The organism is Kitasatospora sp. NPDC034035 (assembly GCF_055575755.1).
The window spans coordinates 1-20,094 of record NZ_JBVISA010000028.1; the positions used below are offsets into that span (position 1 = coordinate 1).

Here is a 20,094-nt window from a genome sequence, read left to right on the forward strand (position 1 = left end):
CCTCGCGGAACTCCGCGTCGAACTTCCGCCTCTTCTCCGCCATGACTCCCAACTTCCCCTTCAGCCACGGCCTCTACGCTACGAGGGGAACGTCACCCACCGCATAGCCTGCGGAACGAAGCCCACGTCGGCCGGGTTGCGTTCGACGATCTCGACATCAATGCCGTACTGCTTGCCTTGCTCGACGACTCTCTTCTTTAACCCCTAGTCGACCAGGGCCTTGCGCACCGTGTCGGCCTGGTCGGCCACACCGTCCAGCAGGGCGATGCCTGCGGCGTTCTCATGCGCGCAGGCGGCCAGCACGACGACCACGATGACCAGCCCCACATGAGGAGCGCCATCAGTCGGCGAGTGGCGCTCCTCGTCGTTTGCTAACCGTGGGCACTCTGCCGACTGACGGGGCGTGTGATCAGTTGAGGTACATCCCGCCGAACGAGCCGTCGAAGCCCGTGTCCGTGATGGCGGTGTCGAGCGTGGGGTAGTTGGTCCACTGGCCGTTGACCATCGCGTCGAAGTCGGCCCGGGTGATCTCGGGCTCAAGCCACTCGTTCGCGCAGCGGCAGCGAACGTAGACGTTGCAGCCCTGGTTGATCAGCAGCCAGTCACGGCGGGCCTTGCATGCCGAGCAGATGACCGGGATGCCGCCGAGGGCGAGTTCGTCTGCGTGGCTGAGGCAGCGGGTGGCTCCCGGACCGCTCGGGGGCTCGGTCTCGTTCTCCAGTTGGAGCAGCGGGTCGCTGGCCGGTGCGGTCGTCAGGGGCGTCGATGCCGGCTTCGTGCGGTGGTCGGTGGTTCTGGTCACGAGCGTGTTCTCCCCGTCGAGTGCCTTCGTTTCATCCGTAACAGCAGGTGGAACTGGTTGTCCAGGGCTTTGCCCGGTCCGGCAGGCCGGTGGTCGGCCTGCCGGACCGGGGTTCAGCGGCGCGGCGCGCGACTGCGCGGGTCGGCAGCGGCGGGCGTGGTGGGGCTGCTGATGGCCCGGTTGGTTGCCGGCCTGGCGCGGCCGGTACCGGCACTGGGGCTGCGGGGCGCCTCCGGGTGGGCCGGGAGTTTGGCCAGGCGGCGCAGTCGCCACACGAGAACGTCGTTGATGTCCTGAGCAGTTCCCAACTCCCTCTGTGCAATGGCCTCCTGCAGCAGAGCATCCGGGTCGTAGCCCGCCTGCTCAGCCTGGGCGAGGGTTGCGGCCAGCGCGTCCCATCGCTCTTCCCGGGCAGGCCGACCCACGGACTTTGGCAGAGCGGCTCGGATGGTGGCGTCAAGACGGCGGCGCTGGGGCTCGGGCAGTGCTCGCCCCTGCTCGTGCATGACCGTCATCGGCGTGGTGGCGGCCTGGCGGTACGCAGTGCGCAGATGTTCGGCGGCCTGGCGGGAGGCGGCGGCCTGCTGGGCGTGTCCGCGGGCGGAGTGCCAGCGGGCTGCTGCCAGGGCCACCAGGACCAGGGTGGACAGCAGCATCGCCGTGGTGCCGCCGTCCTCGCCTCGGCCGAGCGCGCCGCCGGCGTGGATGATGCCCCGGGCGGCTGAGCGCAGGGCGCGGTTGTCGGCGCGCTCGGCGCTGACGTGGCTTCGGGTGGCGCGCTCGTAGGCTCGGGCGGCGGCTCGTAGTTCGTCGCGGGTGGCGGCCGGTGAGGTCTGTGCGACGGCGTCGAGGAGTTCGCCGGCGCCGACGAGCTGGGCGGCTGCGTCGTCGCCACCGTTGTCGAGGTCGAGGGCGGCGCGCTCGGCGAGCTGGCTCGCGTGGCGGCGGGCCTTGGCGGGCGGTGACCAGCGGGTCTTCGTGGCGGTGGTGTTGGCGTCGGTTGCCGAGACGGCCTGGTCGAGTGGTCCGGTGGCCAGGCGCTGGCGGATCTTGGGGAGGGAGAGGTCGGGGGCCAGCGTTGAGCCGGAGAACCAGATGGGCTGGTCGTCGCGGTTGCGGTCGCCAGGCAGCGCGACGGAGTAGCCGAGGGTGTCGCCGGAGGGGGCAAGGCGGGGCTTGACGCGAAGGCCGGCCGAGCGCAGGCGGGCGAAGAACTCGGCTTCGGTGGCGGCTCCGGCAACGGCTTGGCGGACTGCCTCGCGCAGCGTCTCGCGCGGGGTCTCGGTGTGTCCGGTGCGCTCGGCCTTGAAGCGCTCGGCGCTGGTGGGGTTCTTGGCGGCGGTCCCGTCGCCGGGCTTGAGCTGACGCAGGCCCATCTCCTTCTCGATCAGGCGGCATTCGGCCTGGGCCTTCTTCTTGTCGTAGTTCATCCGGGGGCGGCGCAGGTCTCCTCGGACCATGGTGGCCAGGATGTGAATGTGGTCGTCCGCGTGGCGCACTGCGACCCAGCGGCAGCCGTCGGGGTCGCCTTCGGGCACGAGGCCCGTGGCCTGGACCAGGCGGCGGGCGACGGTGTCCCACTCGTCGTCGGTGAGGAGCCGGTCGCCGGGGTCGGTGCGCACCGAGCAGTGCCAGACGTGTTCGGCCGGGGCGTCGGTACCGGCCTGCTTGACCCGCAGGTCCAGGGCGGCGGCGAGCCGGGACAAGGCCACCTTGGGGTCGGGGTCCGGGCTGGTGTCTCGGCCGGGGTCGGGGGCGAAGCCGTCCCAACTGCCGACGAGGTGTGGGTCGGTGTGTTCGTCGCGCTTGCCTGGGCCGAAGAGATAGACGAGCAGGCCGTGGGTGCGCGAGCCACGTCGGATCTTCGGGACCATCAGAGTCGCTTCTTCACCAGGGTGTCGGCTGTGTCGTCGATGCGGGCCAGGAGTCGGGTCAGAGTCGTGAGGGCCTGGTCGAGTTCGCCGGGGCGGGGCTGCCCTCCGGCGTTGTAGACGTAGGCGATCTGGTTGATGTTGTTGCCGACCCGGGAGAGGGCGGTGCGCAGGGCAGCGAGCTCGTCGATGGCTGCGTCGAGCTGTTCGTTGGTCTGCACGGTGGTGGAACCGCGGGCGGCGGCGAGGCCGGCGGCAGCGAGGAAGCGGGCGACGGTGACGGCACGCAGCTTGGCGGCGGCGGCGATCTCGGCTTTCTCGGCGTCGGAGAGGCGCGTGGTCGTCTTTCGGGTGCGCTCGCTGGGGTTGCGGCTGCGGCGGCGGGGTTTGCGGTCGGGGAATGCGGGTGTGCTCGGGCTCGGCTGCTCGGGCGTCGTATGGTGGTCTGTTTCTCCCCCTGCGACCGGCGCCCCCTGGTGCTGGGAGTCCGGCTGGTCTCCGTGCGCCCTCGCTCGGGGACCAGCCGGACTTCCCGCGCACTCCTGGGCGTGGGTAAGTGCGTACGACGGGCCGTAGGACCGTCGTACGCGACAACTTGCTCCGCCAGGAGCCTGATTGGGGTCACGCTCCCCGCCGTGGGTGGTGCCCTCCGGAGTCCGGGCGGTCATCGGCCCGTCTCCGCGCTCTGCTGCTGGATGTCGCGCAGGATGTCCTCGATGAAGTCCATGGCCAGGACGGGGTGGTGGAGGGTCCAGGGGCGGCTGTGTCGGCGGCGTTGCACGGTCCAGGTGCCGTCGGGACCTGCCTCGGCCTGGTGGAGGTGGCCGTTCTCGTGCAGGACCGCGATCCAGGTGTCCACCTCGACGGTCGTGGCGGGAGTCGTGCGCATCGTGGTGTTCTCCGGTTCGGTGGAGGAGGTCGTGGGTGGGTGCCCCGGGGCGGGTGACCGGCTGGATTGACCGGTCCGGTCACCCGCCCGCAGGTGCTGCCCGGTCAGTTCCGGGTGGCGGTGACCGGCGGTGTGCTCTGCTCGCGCAGCTGGGCCATCAGGGCGGTCAGCGTGTCGGAGGAGAGCGGGATCTGCTGACCTCGGATCGCCTGGGCGACCACCTTGCGGGTCAGCTTGTCCTCGGCGCTGACCGCCATTCGGGCGATCTCCAGCAGCCGCTCGGTGTCGGGGTCACCGCGCCGGTCACCGGTTGTGCGGTTGTCCCGGTCACCGACCGGCGGCGCGGTCACCGGCCGGTCAGTGACCGGTGGGATGCTGGCCACCGATGCGGTCACCGGCTCGGGGTTGACCAACCGGGTGCTGTCCGCCGGGGCGCTGACAGGCTGTCCGCCCAGGTCAGCGGCTTGGGTCAGCGGGTCAGCGTGGCCGGTGTCGGCAGGGTGCTGGCCAGCAGTGACCTCCCGCCGGCCTTCCTCAGTCCCTGCCCAGTTGTCCGGTCGGTGCTTGTCCGCGGACACCTTGGGCGCCTCGGTCAGCGCGGTGACCGGCTGCCCGGCGGTGCCCTGACCGGGCTGCGGCTGGTGCTGTCCGGGGCGGTCGGTCGGGGTGACCGGGATGCGCTCGACCTGAGTGACCTGACCGGCCTGGCCGGAGTGACCGGGCTGTCCGAGGTCACCTCGGCCACTTCCGCTGACCGGCCCCCGGGCGATCAGGATGTAGAGGTGGACTGCTCCGGCCAGGGCGAGCGGGGCGAGGGTGGACAGGATGGCGACCACGGTGTCGCCGAGCCGCAGGCCGGTGACCGAGGTGCTCAGCTCGTTCAGTCGCACCGCGTGCAGCTCGTTGGCCCAGATGCTGGCGACGGTGGCGGTGCCGAATAGCAGCCAGACGTACATGCGGGCTCGCAGCGGTGCGTCGCGCAGGACCAGCAGGGCCCGGACGCCGTAGGCGATGAAGCCGTCGATGACCAGCGGGAAGAGGTAGGTCAGGAGTCCGCGGACGTGGATGGCGACGGCCATCTGCTGGAGGGCGTCGTAGGACAGGGCGCATCCCGCGCCGCCGAGGGCGATGATGACCGCGCGGTCCCAGGCGGTGACGTGGGCCGTGGTCGGCGCTGCTGCGGTGGTCACGCTGCCGTCCCGAAGTCGTCGCGGCCGAGGTGCTCGCCGGTCTGCCTGGGTGGCTGGGTGGTCTTCGTGGTCTGTTCCAGGTCTCGGTTTCGGATGGCGCGGCGGGTCTCGCGGTACAGCTTCTGGGCGTGCTCCTCGGTAATCTTCAGAAGCTGGGCGAGGCGCTCGACGCTGACGCCGTGGCGGTATCCGGCGATGACCACCGCGCGGCGCTCGGTCTTGGTCAGGTGGATGTCGCGTCCGGCCAGGGTGGCATTGACCCGGGAGTAGTCGAGGCGGGCGGCGATCTTCTCGTGGAGTGGCTCGCGCTCCTCCTCCGTGGTCCCGCCCCGGATGCCGTGCGTGTCGTTGGCCTCCAGCGCTGCGTCGAGGCAAGCGCGACGGACCGGGCACTGGCCGCACAGCGCCTTGGCTGTGGCGATCTTGTCGGTCTCGTCGGGCTCAGGGAAAAAGATCTCGGGGTCGACCGGGTTGTACTCGGTCGGCTGGCAGACGGCCTGGTCCTGCCAGGTGTGGTCGCCGAGCGAGCGGTGGCGGGCAGGGCTGATCGTCGTGGTGCTCATGCGGGGTTGCTCCGATCGCTCTCCGCGCGCAGTGGGCGTCGGCGGAGAGGTGCGCTGGGTCGGGAGGTGCATCGGGCGGCGCTCGAGCGCGGCCCGGCGGCGGTTCACGCGGCGCGCTGTAGGCGTCTGCGGTCGACCGGCTCGAACTCGACCCGGGTGGTCATCTGCGCCAGCCGGGAGGTGACCCGGTCACCGAGGTATGCCTTGAGGTCCCTGATCCGGAGGTTCGTCGTGATCAGGGTCGGGAGCATGTGGTTGTACCGGCGGTTGATCAGCCGGTAGGTCTGCTCCTCGACGAACTCGCTCGTCTTCGCGGCGCCGAGGTCGTCGAGGACCAGCAGCGGCACCCGGCTGTAGGTCGCCAGCACCCGCTCGGCGTCGGTGTCGGAGCTGGGCCGCAGTTCGGCGTACAGGTCGGCTGCGGTGGTGGCGCGCCAGCGCACGCCGATGCCGGCCTGCACCAGTGCGGTGACCGCGCCGTACGCCTCGTGTGTCTTGCCCGCCCCGACCACCCCGGCCATCAGCAGGCTCGGGCCGGTGGCGACCTGTCGCCGAGCCCCGATGCTCGGGGCGACGGCCTGTTCGGCGACCTCGCTGACCCAGGCCAGGACCTGCGGGTGATCGGCCACCGCGCCTCGGTAGCGGGGCGGCATTCCGGCCGACAGGGCCTCCACGGCCGAGCAGCCTGCGGGCTCGTCGCTGAGAGCGGCGACGACGGCCGGGTCGATGCGGCGAGCGGCCAGGATCCGGGCCACCCGGTCGAGGGCTCCCTCGCCGAGGGTCTGCGGTTCGCGGGTGCGCATCACAGCTCCTCGGCGTAGGCGGCGACGGCGTCGACCGGGTTGGTCCACGCCTGGTGAGCGGGCACGTTAGGCCGGAATCCCGGCCGCGCCAAACCGGAGCCCCGTGAGTTCATGGAGTCGTTCACCAGGCTCGGCAGGCGGCTCGGGTGGCCCTGGATCTCGGCGAACCGCTGGAGCCCGGCGCGGATGTGCTCGACCGCGATGTCCTCGGCCAGGAGCTTCTTGGTGATCCGGCCGATGTGCCCGAGCACATCCTCCGGCGGGCGGCTGGTGCAGGCGGTGACGTACTCGGCGAGGAGGTCCTTGGCCGAGACGGTGGCGTCGGGCACTGTGCGCCCCGTAGGGAAAGAAGATCCAGGATCCAAGATCCTAGATCCAGGCGCCGAGCCATCGTCGAGCCTTCGGGGAGCCTTCGGAGAGTCCTCGGAGAATGTCGCCTGACCTGCGGTTTTCCCGACACCGTGGCTCGGCGTCGCGACGAGGCCAGTCAGGGCGTGCTGCCGAGCCGTCGATGCCTGGCCCTGTCCGGCAGGACGCGTCAGAGCTGCCTCCGTCGGCAGATCGAGGGCTCCGGGATGGTCCGGCGAAGGCTCGGCGAAGCCTCGGGTAGCCGTCGCCGAAGCCTCGGCGGCCCTCGCGCACGTGCCCTTGCAGGGGCCGCAGCGGTCGGCGCCGTGGTGGTGCGGGCACGAGGGCAGCCGGGACAGACTCGGCTTGTCGATCTTCTGGTGCTCGGACCAGGTGACGACGTGGAGGTAACGCCGGCCGTCGCAGCCGGTGTACCGGCAGATCAGCCCGGCGTTCGCGAGCTGGTGGAGGTCGTCCTCAACGTGCACCGAGGTGTGCTCGGCGCGCAGCGGCCACAGGAGCCCGGCGATGATCGCCGCGTTGTCCCGGTGCCGACCGTGGTCGTCGGACTGGGTCAGCAGGCCGAAGAAGGTCCGCTCGGCGTCGACCGTCACTTCGGCGAGTGACTCGGAGACGAACGCCTCCGGCTTGATGGTCCGGATCCGCGCCATGTCAGCGGCCCCGACCGGTCACGGCGCGGGCACCGCCGTGGGTGAGTGTCGCGGTTGCGACGGAGAGGGTGTGGGCCAGGCTCCAGTCGGCCTTGGGCCAGACCCGCAGGATCCAGCGCGCGGCGATCTTGGCGGTGGTGCGGCTCAGTTCGATCGGCTCGCCCGCTGCGTCCCAGGCCCGGGAGTGGGCGTGAGGCCACCGCTGGGTGGGGTCGGTGAAGCTGACGCGGATGGTGGCGGCGCCGGGGATCATGTCGGTGAGCTGCGCGGCGAGGCGCTGCTGGCGGTCGGCGTCCGGGCATGCCGGGGTTCCGCTCACGGTCGTGAGCATGCGATACTCCGTTGCTTGTAGGAGCGCAGGTGGCGGTTCTCGCGCAAAAGCCCCGCCGCCCGCGTGGTTGTGATTCGGTGCCCTTCGGGGTGCCGGCCCCGGCGTCCAGGAGTTGGTAGCTCCCGGACGCCGGTCTCGTTTCCACCCCGGTTCGCTGGTCACGGTGGTCCGCGCATCCTCTGTCCCCTCCCCTTTCCTGGCCCCGTCCTCAGCGGCGGGAGCAGCACCATACGAGGCACCCTCGCGATCAGTCCAGGGTGGTTTCCACCCGGCGCCACCAGCACGTATCAACTGCTGAGCGACAGCATGCGGGATCAACGTACACTCCAGTTGCGCCCTCGCGTCAACTGCTGTGTCGAGTGAAGGCCCCTGGGTTCCGATCCGCACACTCCAGTGGTTAGACTCGGCGGGACGACAGGAGGTGGGCATGACCGAGAGAGCAGGGCGGACCTTCGCCGAGCGGCTGGACCACTTGTTCAACGAGGTCCATCCCGCCAACCGCGGCTCGTATACGTACGCCGAGGTGGCTCAGGCCCTCAAGGAAGCCGGCAACGGCGAGGGTGCGATCACGGCGAGCGGGATCCAACAGCTGCGCACCGGCGCGCGCGGCAATCCGAAAATGGAGACGATCAAGGCCCTTGCGGCCTTCTTCGGCGTGCCCGCCGGCTACTTCTTCGACGACGAGGTGGCCGAGCGCACGGCGGACGAGATCAAGCTCGTAGCGGCGATGCGGGACCAGCAGATCGCACAGGTGGCACTGCGGTCCGCCGGCCTGTCGCCTGCGAGCCTCAAGATGGTGCACACCGTCATCCAGCAAGCCCGAAATCTGGAGGGTCTCCCGTCCGGCGATGACTTCCTGGGCCTTGATTTGAACGAATAATCTGCGCGCGTTGCCAAGAAACAGCAGTGGGCGCATTCGAGCCATTAGCTCGAATGCGCCCACTGCTGTTTATGACCGCCCGCCTAATCTGCCATCTGCAGGACAATGAACCGCGTCGTGCTACTGCGGAGCGGAGCCAAAGCCATGATATTCACGGCGACCTCGCGGTCGCCGTGATAAGGCAACCGCAGGCGGCGTTCTTGGCCGTCTGGATGCTCTACCACCTCGTGCCGATCCCAGATCTCGCGCGCCTCGGGATTTCCCTTCAGGACGTCTCGCTTGAGCCGCTGGAGGGGCTCACTCTCGGGGAGCTGCAGGCATGCGAACCGGATCTGCGCCAGAAAGGGGCGCGCCCAGTCGTCTCGCCAGTTCACCAGCTGGTCGCGGGCCTCTGGGTACAGGAAGGCCCACCTCATGAGGTTGGGCTCGTAGGGGATCCACGGGAACCAGTCGGCCTGCGGCTTGTTATGCCCGAAGATGGTCCACGCCTCGTCTGAGAGGTAGGCCGGATGGGGAAGCTGACTGTCCAGAAGTCGCTGCATCGGCCCGTCCAGCGCCTGGATGGCCTTTGCGTCAGCGCCGCCGCGTGGCGCGGGGGGCCGACCGATGGCGCGTAGGTAGAGGATGTGACGCTCGGCGTCGGACAGGCGGAGCGTGAAGGCGAGCCGGTCCAGGAAGTCCTCGGAGAAGTTGGCTTGGCGCCCCAGCTCCAGCTCGCGGTACCACCGATCACTCACGCCAGTGAAGCGGGCAACTTCCCTCTGCGACAAGCCGGGACTGCGCCGGCCATCGCGGACCAGGCCGGGGATGCGCTGGGGGTCGAGGCGGCCCCGCCAGTACCGGAGCAGATCGCCCAGGGAGTCAGCAGGGTCCTCTGCGGCGCCCGCCGCCTCGCTCACGCTCATAACTGGTGATTTTACGGGGATCGTAGACGATCTTCTTTATTTGATCTTGTGGCTCATATCACGCCAAAAGCGACACGACGTCAGAAAATCTTGAAACCAAGATCAATTTCACGGAACGTATGCAATCAGTTGCCCATCAGTCGAGACGACCCAGGCGCGACGATGGAGCTTCAAGGTCAAATTGCACGGAACAATCCGCCCCACCTCTGGCCGCCAATGCACACGTAGCGCTTGAGCCCGGTCACCTCGCGCCACATTGAAACTTCAACCAGCAAGCACTGTCAGCAACACTCCGTGAGCGGAACTGCTGATTCCCGGAAGTGAGACTTCCGCTCATGCCGGTGCATTGTGAGGAAGCGCCGATTCCCGGAGGCAGCAGTTCCGCACCATGTCCGTCCGCGACCTGCATCCTGCACCGGCGTGGTTCTGGCTTGTGCGTGAAGGAGCAGGGGATGTCCGGTCGGTCGGTTCTGGTGGTTGGTGGAAGTCGGGGAATCGGGCTTGAGGTGGCTCGGCAGATGGCCGAGGACGGCGACCGTGTCGCCATCACCTATCGCTCCGGCGAGCCGCCGTTCGGCCTCTTCGCGGTGCAGTGCGACGTGACTGTCCCGGACGACGTCGAGCGGGCCTTCACGGCTGCTGAAGCTGAACAGGGGCCAGCGGACGTCGTGATCATCAACGCTGGTGTCACAAGGGACTGCCTCCTTCTTCGGATGGCCGAGGAGGACTGGGCGGCAACACTCGAGACCAACCTGACCGGTGCGTACCGCTGCGCCAAGCGCGCGGTCCGCGCAATGCTCCGCACGCGACGAGGCGGCAGGCTGGTCTTCATCTCGTCAGCTGTCGCCATGGTCGGCGAGGCTGGCCAATCCAACTACGCGGCCAGCAAGGCAGGGCTCATCGGCTTCGCTCGCTCTCTCGCTCGTGAGTACGGCGGTAAGGGCATCACCTCGAACGTGGTGGCCCCCGGCCTCACCGAGACGGAAATGACCGCGGTCCTCGGCAAGGAACGCCTGGACCACATCATCGCCCAGGTCCCGCTCCGCCGAATCGCCCAGCCACGGGAGATCGCTTCGGCGGTGCGCTTCGTAGCCAGCGAAGACGCGGCCTACATCACGGGCGCCGTCATCCCCGTCGACGGCGGCGTCGCCATGGGGCACTGACGCTCCGACAGCGAGAAGGCGCGTCCGACCGACGGCCTTACTGACAAGGTCAGATCAGCGGCCGGTCGAGCCGTCGCACCCTTGGCGGTTCCCGTCTCGCCGTCGATCTCCCACCGCTGTACGCGAGACCCTCTGCTCGGCCACCCCACTGGCCAGCACGCCCCAGCGACCTTTCCCTGTGAGGGGAGATCATGGACAAGCGCCCCCTTCGAGCCGTCTGCGAGGAACGCCTCGGACGTCTCGAACTGCCCCACCGCTTCGGCACCCAGCAGCTGCGCGAGGCTGTCGCTGCCATGCGGGGAAAGCCGATCATCCTCCAGCCCCTGGACTCGAACAGCGCTGCGGACACGCCCTGCGGCATTCGGGTTGAGACGCCTACTGTCGACTACCTGTTCGTCGAGCAGGGGACCTCGGCCGCCCACCAGTTGCACATCCTGGCGCACGAGATCAGCCACATCCTGTGCGACCACCCGGGTTCTCTCTCCCTCGGCGACGGAGTCGCCGCAGCCATCGGACTGAATCCGACCCTCATTCAGCGCATGTCTGGCCGTACGGCCTACACCACCGCGGACGAGCGCGAGGCCGAGTACATGGCCACGCTCATCCGCCAGCGCGTGTACCGCGAACGCCTCCTTCCGGCACGTCGCCCGGCAGCGGCCGACGAGCGCTGGGACGCGATCTTCGCCTGACCTGAAGGAACGACCATGATCAGCGCCATCTTCGGCGGTATGCCCTTGCTGCTGCTGGCCGCATCGCTCTACTGGGCATTCAGACGCCGGCCCGGCCAACGCCCCGCCGGCACCCTGAGCCTCTCCGCCTTCCTCGGGTGCTTCGCGATCGCCTTCAGCGCCTACGAACCGGCGATCCGGACGCTGGAGGACTCCATCACGCCAGACTTCTCCCGGCTGGTGAGCAACTCCGCGACTCTGTCGGCAGCGGCCAGCGTCGCCTCCGTGCTCCTCTTTCTCAACCACGACGCAACCGAGGCTCGGCGCCGGGTTCGGTGGCGGCTCCGTCTCCTGGCCCTGACCGTCGCCACGATGGCCTTCGCTTTTGCAGTCACTCCGCGCACGCTGATGTGGAGCGCTGCCGAGCTCCAGGGCAAGCTCGACGAGGCACCCGCCTCCTTGCACATCTACTCCGCCGCGTACATCGCGTTCCTCGGATACGCCGTCTACGACTGCCTCACCCAGACCTGGACCCGGTCGCGCACCGCCACCCGGAAGAGCCAGCGCATCGGCCTTCGCACCACGGCCGTCGGTTGCGTCTTCGCCCTTCTCTACACCGCCTACAAGACCATCAACGCCGTTGGAGCCCTGTTCGGTTGGGATGCCATCCCCGGCGGACCGCGCTGCACCAACCTGTTCACACCGGTGAAATGCGCTCTGAGTGTCACGGCTCCGGCCATCGGCGTGCTCCTCATCACCGCTGGCCTGACCCTGCCGGCCGCACTCTGGCCGCTCACGCAGTTCCTCCGCCGCCGCTGGGAGCGAAAGTCGATCGCCGACCTCGATCCCCTGTGGCGGGACTTCACTGCGGCCCTGCCCGAGATCGTCCTCGATGACGATGCCGTGGTCGAGAACGAGGTCGACTTCCTGCTCCACCGTCGCATCGTCGAGATCAACGACGGCATCCTTAGCCTGCGCCCTTTCCGTTCGCTCACCGTCCAGCAGGCGGCCGTCCGAGAGGTTGAGCGGCGGAACCTGGCCGGCACTGCCGACGGTGACGCGACGGTCGAGGCGGCCGTCCTGGCGGCGGCCATCCGGGCGATGCGCGCCGGCATCGAGCCGGAGTTCGCTCTGTCACCGCAGGCTCCCGGAACAGCCGCCCGCGCGGGAGACCTCCGCGCCGAGACGATCTGGCTACGCTCGGTGGCACGGGCGTACGCCACAAGCGACATCGTCCGGACGGCCTCGCGCGAGGCACCGATGCTCGAGACGGCATAGGGATGAGCATGAGCAACCCACTTCAGGAGCCAGGCTTCTTCCGGAACCCGTACCCCACCTTCGCGGCACTCCGAAGCGCCTCGCCGGTCAAGCAGGTGCCCAGCGGAGGAGGGCGGTCGAGCTACCTCGTTACCAGCTACGCCGAGGCCAGAGAGGCGTTCACCGACCCGCGGCTGTCCAAGGACACGGCGGCCTTCTTTGCTGGCAAGGACATCGGACGCAACCTGCACCCCGCCGTATCCCAGAGCATGCTGGCCACCGATCCGCCGCAGCACACGCGGCTGCGGAGCCTGGTGACGAAGGCGTTCACTCCAGGGGCCGTCGCGCGGCTCCGCCCGTACATCGCCAGCGTGACGGACGAGCTGCTCGACGCGTGGGTGCCCGGCGAGCGGGCCGACGCCATCGAGAGCCTCGCCGTCCCACTGCCCGTCACCGTCATCTGCGAGCTGCTCGGAGTTCCCAACTCCGACCGCGCGGCGGTGCGCACATGGTCCAACGAGCTCTTCGCGGCCGGGCAGCCCGAACGGATCGACTCCGCCTCGCATGCCGTCGCCGGCTACATGGCTGACCTCATCGAGGCGAAGCGACGCGCCCCCGACGACAGCCTGCTCAACGACCTGATCCGTGCCCGGGACGGTGAGGACCAGCTCAGCGAGGACGAGCTTGTCTCCCTTGCGGTGCTCCTGCTCGTTGCCGGGCACGAGACCACCACCAACCTGATCGGCAACGGTCTCCTGGCCCTGCTGCAGACGCCGGATTCGTTGCACCGCCTGCGAGACGAGCCTGACCTTGTCAACACGGCCGTGGACGAGCTTCTCCGGTTCGACTCGCCTGTGAGCATGGCCACCTTCCGATTCGCCACCGAGGCCATCAGCCTCGGCGGCACCGAGATTCCTGCGGGCTCCCCAGTGCTCATCGCGCCCGGCGCCGCGAACCGCGACCCCGCTCGCTTCCCCGACCCGGACCGACTCGGCCTTGCCCGGGACAGCAAGGGGCATCTCGCCTTCGGGCACGGCATCCACCGGTGCCTCGGGGCTCCCCTGGCTCGCGCCGAGGGTGAGATCGCCTTCCGGCGCATCGTTACCCGATTCCCCCGGCTTCGCCTAGCTGTGCCCAGTGCCGAGCTGCAATGGCGGCACACACGGCTCATGCGGGGCCTCGAGGCGCTGCCCGTCCTGCCATAGGCCGAACCCAGGATGCGCCCGGCTCAACCGTGCCGCAGGGTCGGGACATGGCCTCGATCGTCGTTCTTCTCGAGTTGGAGCCGGATCAGGAGATCGGACCCGATGGTGTCGAGCCGGTCGTTCTTCTGGTGCACGCCGCCGGCGCCGACCCCGACGCGCCCGAGGACCCTCTCCCACGGACTCTCTGCGGCCTCGACACCGACGCGATGGAACACGCCCACTACCGCCCGGCTCGGCCGGGCGAACCCTGGTACCCGCCCGCGCTGTACGACAAGCGGTGCCGGGAGTGCCAAGCCGTGCTGAAAAGCCTGTGACGTCAGCGAGACCGGCGGCTCAAGCGAGTACGTCGGCGTAGCGATCAGCAGGGTGCCACTCGGAGCACTACATGTCGCCGGTAGCCCAGTGCGCGCCGTGCTCCAAGTACGAAGTCTCTACGCGGGATCGAGCGTTCAGTGCAGCGTGGACGCGGCGGGCGAGGCGCGGGATGAGAAGGATGTCGAGCTGATCCGAGCTGTGGAAGGCATACTCGCCGATTTCCACCCCGTCCAGGATGATCTGGGCGCGTTCGTCGTCCGGAAGGACGCCGCCGTCGAAGACAAAGAGCAGCTTGTCCCCCTCAGTCGGGTGCGGTGCCCAGTCCGCGACGAGGAGTCGACCTACAGGTGGGGTGATGCCGAGCTCCTCCTTGACCTCCCGAGCCGCACCTTGGCTCGGCGTCTCGCCCGGGTGCAGGTAGCCGCCGGGGATCTCCCAGCCGGGCTTGTAGGTGGGCTTGACCAGGAGCACCCGCCCGGTTTCGTCGAAGAACAGCACTCCCGCGGCGGTGCGGGGCTGGGCTACGGCCTCGTTGAGTTCGGAGTCGCTCATGGCGACGACTGTAGTCGTCCGGCAACCTCTCATCCGATGATGCGGAGCCGCTGAGCCACACCCGCGAGAAGGTGGCTCGGCTTCCCCCGCTGCTGACGAACCCACATGGTCACCAGCTGCCGGGGGATGAAGTGGTAGCGCACCTGTTCGGGGCCCAGCTCCTCGGCGTCCAGCACGAGAGCGAGGGCTTCGTCCATGCGGTTCTGCGCACTGTAGGCACGGGCGACTTCGAGGGTGTGGCGTACGCGGCGTTCGAGCGGCAGGGTGGACGAATCCACCCGTGGGCCTTGGTCGGCGGCGATCTGGACGTCTCCCAGCTCCATGGCCGTCGAGATGCGGTGGATTGCGACGTTGGTCGGTCCGAACGCCGTCCACATGTGGTTGGCGTCGTGGCCCAGGCGTTGCGCCGCCCGATCGGCTTCGGCGAGGAACTCGCGGACAGTGGCGCGATCGTCGATGCGGGCCGCGGCCATAGCCCCGACAAGAAACAGCGTGCCGTAGACCGAAAGGTGCGTCGGCGAAGGGTGCACGAGGCTGCCCTCCATGTAGCCGGCCGCGTCCGTAACCAGGTCCCGGGCGGCGGCGAGGCGCCCATTGGCCAGCAGACAGTGGGAGACAGATCTGAAGAGCGAGCCGACGATGATGGGGTTCCCGGCCTCCTGAGCAGCGGCAAGGCCACGGTCTGCGGCGATCCAGGCCAGATCCGACTCGCCTATCTTCGTCAGCACCATGGCTGCACCCTGGTAGGCCATCGCCAGCAGCGCCTGCGCCTGTAACTGTTCGTCACCCTCGAACGTGCGGACCGCGCGTTGGGCTTCCGCCAGGATGCCGGGGATGAGTCGAGTGGCGCGGGCATACCTGGCGTCCTGGTAAGCGGACCAGGCCGTTCCGACCTCGGCCCGCAGGATCTCCAGGTCGGGTGGAGGGCCCGCCGGGTCAGGCGCCAGCAACGGAGACATGTTCCTGTAGTCCATGAGAGCTTCGCGCAGCCTCGGCACCGTGCCACCCTGCACGTCGGTCGTCCAGTCCAGGAGTGATGGTTCGGCGAGCAGGTCACCAAGCTGGACGTCGAGAGCGTCAGCCAGAGCCTTGATCACAGACAGCCGGTCCAGTTCGATGCGGCCGTTCTCCACCTTGCTCAGCCAGTCGGCGGTTCGGCCGACGAGTCCGGCGAGCACCTCCTGCGACATGCCCCGCCGCCGTCGGTACCAGGCGACGCGCTCGCCGACGCTCAGCATTTCGGTCATCCCACGCATACCTCCAGCTTGGCGGGGCCTGGCGCCCTGGCCCCGGAAGAATTTTCCGGGTTCCTCTCCATCCATGCTCTTAGCGTTCTGACTTGCCATCAATCACTGCTGGGCAAGCGGCTGTTACGTGAGACGAAGAGGGGTGCCAAGGCAATGACGACGCAGTCCGTAGTGAGTGCCACCTCCGCCTCTTCAGTACCCTGGCTTGGGTTGACCGGGACCATCGCCATGGACGGTCAAGCGACCGACGCCCCTAACCCACAATTCCTCCCCGCGCACGGGCTGATCCACGAAGCGTGCTTGGTCTGCATTGGTTTGGCGGACCGGGCCTGCTCGGCCGGCACTCGAACACGAACGGGGATCTCAGCCCGCGGCGTACGCCACGGTGCTGGACGGCCGCTGCACCTGCACGGCTTCGACAAGTCGCGTGTACACGGGCTCGTCGCCGAAGAGGTCGGGTTCTGGCGTGAGTCGCACCCCGGTCACCTTCTCAACCTCCAGAGCCAGCCTCTCAGCACCGGCCGCGAATCCGGCGGACGTGGCGCCGCTCTCGGTGACCAGGGTGTAGTGCCTGTTGGACAGCCTGACGCCATCGGCGACCCTCTGGCCAAGGGAGAAGCCAGCCTCCTTGATCAGCCAGCTCGCGCTTACCCGGATGGAACCGTCCGGGAAGTCATTGACCGGGGCGCGCCGGGCGCGCAAGCGTTGCGCGAGATCCGCGTCGATGGCCGGGCTGAGGAAGACGCTGCCGGCCGAGCGGTCATCCGGGTCTCCGGGAGTCAGCACCATGCCTTTGCTCCGTCGCACCGCAAGGACTGCGGCGGCGGCTTCGGCAAGCGGGACGCGCTGGCCCTTCGCGATGCCCAGTCGTTCGGCGACCATGCCGTAGGTAATCGGGGTGCTCAGCCGCGAGCGGTGCAGTCGGAACACCGCGCGCAGCAGGGTCCAGCGGGTGGACCGCTTGAAGATGCTGGTCCGGTGCCCGAGACCGCAGGCTGCGGCGGAGAGTCTGACCGGGCGGTCGGCCTCCCAGTCCCAAGCCTCGACCCGGACGAGCGTGTCGGCGACTTCTTGTCCGTACGCACCGACGTTCTGCACTGGAGTGGCTCCGACCGTGCCGGGAATGCCGATGAGCGTCTCCATGCCGGTGAGGCCCTCAGCGATGGTCAGCTCCACCAGATCCTGGAGTTGGTGTCCTGCCTCCACGGTGGCGAGGACGCTCTGTCCATCAGGCTCCGGACACAGGTCAACCCCCTGAGTCGCCATGCGGAGAACCACCCCGGGGCACCCGGTGTCCGCCACCAGGACGTTGCTGCCACTGCCCAGAACCAGTGGGCGGATCCCGAGCCGGCGGATCTGGTCGATCGCTGCGGATACATGGTCCAGCTCCGTCACCTCGATGAGGGACTCGGCGGCCCCACCGACCCCGAGGGTCGTCAAGGGGGCCAGGGGGACCTGGGAGCGGACGCGCACGTGATCTCCTTAGTACGGATCGAGCCGAGCCTACGCGGACAGGATGTCTGCCACCCTGCCGCAGACCTCGCGAGCCACCGAGGTGTCCCTCGCGCCGAAGCCCGTGTGCAGGACGCGAAGCCGGGCACGGGCTCGTTGCGAGTCAAGGTGCGCGCTCAGATCCATCGCGCTGTGCGCCGCCGCGGCAGCTCCCTCGACGTCCTCGCCAGCGAGCCGGGCCTCGGCGAGCGAAGCGTTGTGCAACAGACGGTTGCGGGGCTGCTCCTGGCCGAACAGCTCCAGTCCGCGCACAAGGTTCTCTTCTGCCCGGGTTGGTCTGCCGAGTTCGAGCCAGGCCCGCCCCGCGTCAGCGGCCAGCACCGCCGGCGTAACCCAGTAGGACCAACGCGGGTCTGTTGCTCCATCGATGGCCGATCCGAAAGCGGCAGCCTCCTCCAGTGCACGCTCGCACCCCGCTATGTCGCCGAGCTTCGCGTGCGCCCTGGCTTGGCGGGTGGCAAGCAGGGCTTGGACAGCCCCGCTCTCGTGGCCGGCGGCTCCCTTTCGGGCCACCTTGACCAGCCGCAGGGCGTCATCATCGGCACCGTGCCACGCTGCCTGGTAGCTCAGGCAGGAAACGATGTTCGCGCCGAGCAGGCGGTCGCTGGCAGTGTGCGCGGCTCGCAGCCCGGTGAGGAAGTAGCGCTGAGCAAGAGCGACGCGGTCGAGGTCGGTGGCCACCCAACCGGCGAGCTGCGCGAGTTCGGCGAACGCTTCATGGAGGCGCACGCCGGTTTTGTTGTCGTAGGCGCCACTGCGAACCAGGGTTGCGGCCCAGTGAAGGTCCTGGGTGACCCAGTCGAGGACGAGTGGGCCGCCTTGGATGTCATCGAGTCGGCGAAGTTGGGCAATGCGGTCGATCAGGACGTCCACGGCAGCGGGGCCGATTTCCAGACCGATCGAACGTGCTTGCAGCTCCTCTTCGGGGGCCGTCAGCCAGTCGACCGCGGGCCCGATCAACGAGCGCCCGGCCACTGGCAGCAGCGCAGGTACGCTTTGCCTGGCTGCTCCACCATCGGTCAGCAGAGTCGAGCAGTGCCGTGTGCCGGTCTGGGTCCACGGCAGATCCAGGCCGTCGTCGGCGGACAGCAGGACCCCGGTGGCCGTGAACTTGGCGGGCCACAGGGCGTCCGCACTCACTGGTTCGCTGAGCCGGCTGGACAGGATCTCGGCGACCACCTGGGGCAGCCGTCCTCTCGGGCAGGATCCTCGCAGCCACCCGTACGGCGCTTTACTGCTGATGGTGCCGGGTCCGCACAATCGGTTGATCTCCCGGGCGAGGCGTTCCGGCGACCAGTCCAGCTGTTCCAGGCACCTGCCAAGCAACGATGCCTCCACCATTGCGGTCTGCCACCCGCCTTCCCTCACCCGGACCGCTACTCGGCCCCGTCCTTTCGCTTCAGCGTGGCACGGGCAAAGCACCGGATCCCGCTGGATCCGGAAAAGCTGACCATTCTTACCTTCTCGCCGACCACCCTGACCGTCGCTTCATCTTCTCTCAGGGCGTTTAGCCCACTGAAGTTGATGCATCGCCAGGCGATCACAGGCGGCTCCCTCATGCCTCCGGAGTCCCGATCGGCCTGCTCGCAACCAGGCATTCGGTCCGTCGGACAGTCCACTGTCCGAACCGCCATTGACTCTCACAGGAGGGCACGGTGCGCACGATGACCAGCAAGCCAGCCAAGACCGCCGATGCGCTCTCCTGGCACGAGAGCTTCCGCGCCGTACCGGACACCGTCCCCGATGTGCGCGCTCGAGTCCGTTGCGAGGTGCGCAAGTGGGGCTACTCGGATGTCGTCGTGGACGATGCCGAGCTGGTTGTGGCGGAGCTGGCCAGCAACGCGGTCATCCATGGGTGCAACGAAGCTGACGATCAGTTCGATGTTTTCCTGGCCGCCCGAGCTGACGGGTTGGAGGTCGCAGTCGGTGATCCGAGTTCCCAGCTGCCGGCTCACGTCGAGACTGCCGAGGAGGACGACGATCACGGACGGGGACTCATCCTGGTTCATGCGCTCAGCGTTCACTGGAAGGCTGTTGTCGGTCCCGGCGGAGGAAAGCGAATCTGGGCACTGATCGCAGCCGAGTCGTTGCCAGGAGTCCAACACTCCACACAGATCGGTCCCGGGATCGAGGTGATCTCGTGCTGATCAGCGCGATGGATTCACGAGCCACCGCCGTGCAGGGCGCAAGCTTCTGGTGCAACAGCGTGGCGGTGAGCGTACGGAACTTCCCGTTAGGCGCTGCCCTTGTCGAATCGGCGGACGACGCGATCTCTTGGATCCGCGGACGACTTGACGAGATCGCCGTCCAGCTGGATCCCCCCGCCGTCCGGATCGTGCGCGCGTGGCTGAGCGACCAGCAGCGGTACACCGAGGCTCTAGCCCTTCTCTCGCAGGGATCTGGCTTCGCCATGGAACTGCGCCAGGACGGCGTGACGTACAGCGTCGGCGCCGATCCGTTCGTCCCGCCGTAGTCCGCGCGAGTCATCGAAGCTGCGTCGTCGGCGACTTGAAGATCAACCGTCACACACCCCTGGACAAACGGCAGCTGGCCGCAACGGCGGCACGGCCGCCCCACCGTCTCCTGGTGATGCGGGGCGCACTCAGTGCCCCGGCGCCAGGCCCCTCAAAGGGAAACAGCACAGGAGGAACAGCAATGGCTCAGCAGATCCAGACGGCTCCGGCCGCGGACGAGTTCGACCTCGACATCACGGCAATCGAGCAGAGCGACGTGGCCAGCCTGCAGGTGCTCACGGACGACGGCTGCGGCAGCACGTGCGGCGCCTGCACCACCGGCGTCCACTGAGCCGCCAGGTACACCGCAACGGTCAGCGTCGCCGGGCACTGCCCGGCGACGCCTGGCCGGCCCTGTTCCAATCGTCCGAACCGGAGGTACTCGTGCGCTCTCCCGCCAGCTACCAGG

General features: G+C 68.6%; 24 protein-coding genes. 9 read left to right on the top strand and 15 right to left on the bottom strand.

All coding sequences use genetic code 11. The annotated features are described in order from the left end of the window. Positions 1 to 204 precede the first annotated feature (204 nt). From ACZ52J_RS31415 to ACZ52J_RS31460, 10 genes are all read right to left on the bottom strand, one after another. Entirely contained in the window at positions 205 to 327 is a 123-nt protein-coding gene (locus ACZ52J_RS31415) for a hypothetical protein (RefSeq protein WP_465623568.1), read from the bottom strand. Between the two features lie 82 nt (positions 328 to 409). Then, positions 410 to 802 (bottom strand): hypothetical protein, encoded by a 393-nt coding sequence (locus ACZ52J_RS31420; RefSeq protein ID WP_465623570.1) that lies wholly within the window; start codon positions 800 to 802, stop codon positions 410 to 412. A gap of 113 nt (positions 803 to 915) precedes the next feature. After that, entirely contained in the window at positions 916 to 2,676 is a 1,761-nt protein-coding gene (locus ACZ52J_RS31425) for a relaxase/mobilization nuclease domain-containing protein (RefSeq protein WP_465623571.1), read from the bottom strand. Then, positions 2,676 to 3,341: a MobC family plasmid mobilization relaxosome protein gene (locus tag ACZ52J_RS31430; RefSeq protein ID WP_465623573.1), complete on the bottom strand. Its 666-nt coding sequence runs from the start codon at positions 3,339 to 3,341 to the stop codon at positions 2,676 to 2,678. Before ACZ52J_RS31430 ends, ACZ52J_RS31425 begins: the two co-directional genes overlap by 1 nt. Beyond that, positions 3,338 to 3,562, bottom strand: a complete 225-nt coding sequence (locus ACZ52J_RS31435; protein ID WP_363449392.1) for a hypothetical protein — start codon at positions 3,560 to 3,562, stop codon at positions 3,338 to 3,340. The genes ACZ52J_RS31430 and ACZ52J_RS31435 overlap by 4 nt, the downstream gene beginning before the upstream one ends. Positions 3,563 to 3,666: 104 nt before the next feature. After that, entirely contained in the window at positions 3,667 to 4,752 is a 1,086-nt protein-coding gene (locus ACZ52J_RS31440) for a DUF2637 domain-containing protein (RefSeq protein WP_465623574.1), read from the bottom strand. Next, on the bottom strand, positions 4,749 to 5,315 hold the full coding sequence (locus tag ACZ52J_RS31445) for a WhiB family transcriptional regulator (RefSeq protein WP_465623576.1): 567 nt from the start codon (positions 5,313 to 5,315) through the stop codon (positions 4,749 to 4,751). The genes ACZ52J_RS31440 and ACZ52J_RS31445 overlap by 4 nt, the downstream gene beginning before the upstream one ends. A gap of 104 nt (positions 5,316 to 5,419) precedes the next feature. Further along, the gene (locus tag ACZ52J_RS31450) at positions 5,420 to 6,118 is read right to left on the bottom strand and encodes an ATP-binding protein (RefSeq protein WP_465623577.1); all 699 of its coding nucleotides are present in this window, start codon (positions 6,116 to 6,118) and stop codon (positions 5,420 to 5,422) included. Then, complete coding sequence (locus tag ACZ52J_RS31455; protein WP_465623578.1) at positions 6,118 to 7,137, bottom strand: hypothetical protein; 1,020 nt, start codon at positions 7,135 to 7,137, stop codon at positions 6,118 to 6,120. Before ACZ52J_RS31455 ends, ACZ52J_RS31450 begins: the two co-directional genes overlap by 1 nt. Position 7,138: 1 nt before the next feature. Continuing rightward, positions 7,139 to 7,468: a transcriptional regulator gene (locus tag ACZ52J_RS31460; protein ID WP_465623580.1), complete on the bottom strand. Its 330-nt coding sequence runs from the start codon at positions 7,466 to 7,468 to the stop codon at positions 7,139 to 7,141. 427 nt (positions 7,469 to 7,895) lie between these two features. Between ACZ52J_RS31460 and ACZ52J_RS31465 the strand changes: the two genes are divergently transcribed. Then, positions 7,896 to 8,348 (top strand): Secondary metabolite protein, encoded by a 453-nt coding sequence (locus ACZ52J_RS31465; protein WP_465623582.1) that lies wholly within the window; start codon positions 7,896 to 7,898, stop codon positions 8,346 to 8,348. A gap of 83 nt (positions 8,349 to 8,431) precedes the next feature. On the opposite strand, the gene ACZ52J_RS31470 is transcribed toward ACZ52J_RS31465, so the two are convergent. Beyond that, the gene (locus ACZ52J_RS31470) at positions 8,432 to 9,253 is read right to left on the bottom strand and encodes a helix-turn-helix transcriptional regulator (RefSeq protein WP_465623584.1); all 822 of its coding nucleotides are present in this window, start codon (positions 9,251 to 9,253) and stop codon (positions 8,432 to 8,434) included. Between the two features lie 452 nt (positions 9,254 to 9,705). On the opposite strand from ACZ52J_RS31470, the gene ACZ52J_RS31475 reads away from it, so the two are divergent. From ACZ52J_RS31475 to ACZ52J_RS31495, 5 genes are all read left to right on the top strand, one after another. Then, a complete protein-coding gene (locus ACZ52J_RS31475; RefSeq protein WP_465623586.1) occupies positions 9,706 to 10,416 on the top strand; it encodes an SDR family oxidoreductase in 711 nt (236 codons plus the stop codon). A 191-nt stretch (positions 10,417 to 10,607) separates the two neighbouring features. Then, positions 10,608 to 11,105, top strand: a complete 498-nt coding sequence (locus tag ACZ52J_RS31480; RefSeq protein ID WP_465623587.1) for a regulator component — start codon at positions 10,608 to 10,610, stop codon at positions 11,103 to 11,105. Between the two features lie 15 nt (positions 11,106 to 11,120). After that, positions 11,121 to 12,362, top strand: coding sequence for an MAB_1171c family putative transporter (locus ACZ52J_RS31485; protein WP_465623588.1), 1,242 nt, complete (start codon positions 11,121 to 11,123; stop codon positions 12,360 to 12,362). Between the two features lie 8 nt (positions 12,363 to 12,370). Beyond that, positions 12,371 to 13,546 carry a cytochrome P450 family protein gene (locus ACZ52J_RS31490; RefSeq protein ID WP_465623589.1) on the top strand — a complete coding sequence of 392 codons (1,176 nt, stop codon included), beginning with the start codon at positions 12,371 to 12,373 and terminating at the stop codon, positions 13,544 to 13,546. Between the two features lie 47 nt (positions 13,547 to 13,593). Next, positions 13,594 to 13,860: a hypothetical protein gene (locus tag ACZ52J_RS31495; protein WP_045306696.1), complete on the top strand. Its 267-nt coding sequence runs from the start codon at positions 13,594 to 13,596 to the stop codon at positions 13,858 to 13,860. Between the two features lie 67 nt (positions 13,861 to 13,927). On the opposite strand, the gene ACZ52J_RS31500 is transcribed toward ACZ52J_RS31495, so the two are convergent. The 4 genes from ACZ52J_RS31500 to ACZ52J_RS31515 all read right to left on the bottom strand — a co-directional run bounded on the left by ACZ52J_RS31500 (position 13,928) and on the right by ACZ52J_RS31515 (position 18,351). Next, entirely contained in the window at positions 13,928 to 14,413 is a 486-nt protein-coding gene (locus ACZ52J_RS31500) for an NUDIX domain-containing protein (protein WP_465623591.1), read from the bottom strand. A gap of 29 nt (positions 14,414 to 14,442) precedes the next feature. Then, on the bottom strand, positions 14,443 to 15,660 hold the full coding sequence (locus ACZ52J_RS31505; protein ID WP_465623593.1) for a helix-turn-helix domain-containing protein: 1,218 nt from the start codon (positions 15,658 to 15,660) through the stop codon (positions 14,443 to 14,445). Positions 15,661 to 16,023: 363 nt separating this feature from the next. Then, positions 16,024 to 17,133, bottom strand: coding sequence for a UDP-N-acetylmuramate dehydrogenase (locus ACZ52J_RS31510; protein ID WP_465623595.1), 1,110 nt, complete (start codon positions 17,131 to 17,133; stop codon positions 16,024 to 16,026). A gap of 30 nt (positions 17,134 to 17,163) precedes the next feature. Next, complete coding sequence (locus ACZ52J_RS31515; RefSeq protein ID WP_465623596.1) at positions 17,164 to 18,351, bottom strand: hypothetical protein; 1,188 nt, start codon at positions 18,349 to 18,351, stop codon at positions 17,164 to 17,166. A gap of 485 nt (positions 18,352 to 18,836) precedes the next feature. On the opposite strand from ACZ52J_RS31515, the gene ACZ52J_RS31520 reads away from it, so the two are divergent. The 3 genes from ACZ52J_RS31520 (at position 18,837) to ACZ52J_RS31530 (ending at position 19,977) form a co-directional block, all read left to right on the top strand. Then, the gene (locus tag ACZ52J_RS31520; RefSeq protein WP_465623719.1) at positions 18,837 to 19,319 is read left to right on the top strand and encodes an ATP-binding protein; all 483 of its coding nucleotides are present in this window, start codon (positions 18,837 to 18,839) and stop codon (positions 19,317 to 19,319) included. Next, positions 19,313 to 19,645: a hypothetical protein gene (locus tag ACZ52J_RS31525; RefSeq protein WP_465623597.1), complete on the top strand. Its 333-nt coding sequence runs from the start codon at positions 19,313 to 19,315 to the stop codon at positions 19,643 to 19,645. Before ACZ52J_RS31520 ends, ACZ52J_RS31525 begins: the two co-directional genes overlap by 7 nt. 182 nt (positions 19,646 to 19,827) lie before the next feature. After that, positions 19,828 to 19,977 (top strand): FxLD family lanthipeptide, encoded by a 150-nt coding sequence (locus tag ACZ52J_RS31530; RefSeq protein WP_465623599.1) that lies wholly within the window; start codon positions 19,828 to 19,830, stop codon positions 19,975 to 19,977. Positions 19,978 to 20,094: the final 117 nt, after the last annotated feature.

Excerpts from the sequence above, each read along its gene's own strand:
- ACZ52J_RS31425 (WP_465623571.1), bottom strand. The coding sequence starts at position 2,676 with ATGGTCCCGAAGATCCGACGTGGCTCGCGCACCCACGGCCTGCTCGTC.
- ACZ52J_RS31430 (WP_465623573.1), bottom strand. The coding sequence starts at position 3,341 with ATGACCGCCCGGACTCCGGAGGGCACCACCCACGGCGGGGAGCGTGAC.
- ACZ52J_RS31435 (WP_363449392.1), bottom strand. The coding sequence starts at position 3,562 with ATGCGCACGACTCCCGCCACGACCGTCGAGGTGGACACCTGGATCGCG.
- ACZ52J_RS31445 (WP_465623576.1), bottom strand. The coding sequence starts at position 5,315 with ATGAGCACCACGACGATCAGCCCTGCCCGCCACCGCTCGCTCGGCGAC.
- ACZ52J_RS31450 (WP_465623577.1), bottom strand. The coding sequence starts at position 6,118 with ATGCGCACCCGCGAACCGCAGACCCTCGGCGAGGGAGCCCTCGACCGG.
- ACZ52J_RS31455 (WP_465623578.1), bottom strand. The coding sequence starts at position 7,137 with ATGGCGCGGATCCGGACCATCAAGCCGGAGGCGTTCGTCTCCGAGTCA.
- ACZ52J_RS31460 (WP_465623580.1), bottom strand. The coding sequence starts at position 7,468 with ATGCTCACGACCGTGAGCGGAACCCCGGCATGCCCGGACGCCGACCGC.
- ACZ52J_RS31465 (WP_465623582.1), top strand. The coding sequence starts at position 7,896 with ATGACCGAGAGAGCAGGGCGGACCTTCGCCGAGCGGCTGGACCACTTG.
- ACZ52J_RS31470 (WP_465623584.1), bottom strand. The coding sequence starts at position 9,253 with ATGAGCGTGAGCGAGGCGGCGGGCGCCGCAGAGGACCCTGCTGACTCC.
- ACZ52J_RS31475 (WP_465623586.1), top strand. The coding sequence starts at position 9,706 with ATGTCCGGTCGGTCGGTTCTGGTGGTTGGTGGAAGTCGGGGAATCGGG.
- ACZ52J_RS31480 (WP_465623587.1), top strand. The coding sequence starts at position 10,608 with ATGGACAAGCGCCCCCTTCGAGCCGTCTGCGAGGAACGCCTCGGACGT.
- ACZ52J_RS31485 (WP_465623588.1), top strand. The coding sequence starts at position 11,121 with ATGATCAGCGCCATCTTCGGCGGTATGCCCTTGCTGCTGCTGGCCGCA.
- ACZ52J_RS31490 (WP_465623589.1), top strand. The coding sequence starts at position 12,371 with ATGAGCAACCCACTTCAGGAGCCAGGCTTCTTCCGGAACCCGTACCCC.
- ACZ52J_RS31495 (WP_045306696.1), top strand. The coding sequence starts at position 13,594 with ATGGCCTCGATCGTCGTTCTTCTCGAGTTGGAGCCGGATCAGGAGATC.
- ACZ52J_RS31500 (WP_465623591.1), bottom strand. The coding sequence starts at position 14,413 with ATGAGCGACTCCGAACTCAACGAGGCCGTAGCCCAGCCCCGCACCGCC.
- ACZ52J_RS31505 (WP_465623593.1), bottom strand. The coding sequence starts at position 15,660 with ATGACCGAAATGCTGAGCGTCGGCGAGCGCGTCGCCTGGTACCGACGG.
- ACZ52J_RS31520 (WP_465623719.1), top strand. The coding sequence starts at position 18,837 with ATGACCAGCAAGCCAGCCAAGACCGCCGATGCGCTCTCCTGGCACGAG.
- ACZ52J_RS31530 (WP_465623599.1), top strand. The coding sequence starts at position 19,828 with ATGGCTCAGCAGATCCAGACGGCTCCGGCCGCGGACGAGTTCGACCTC.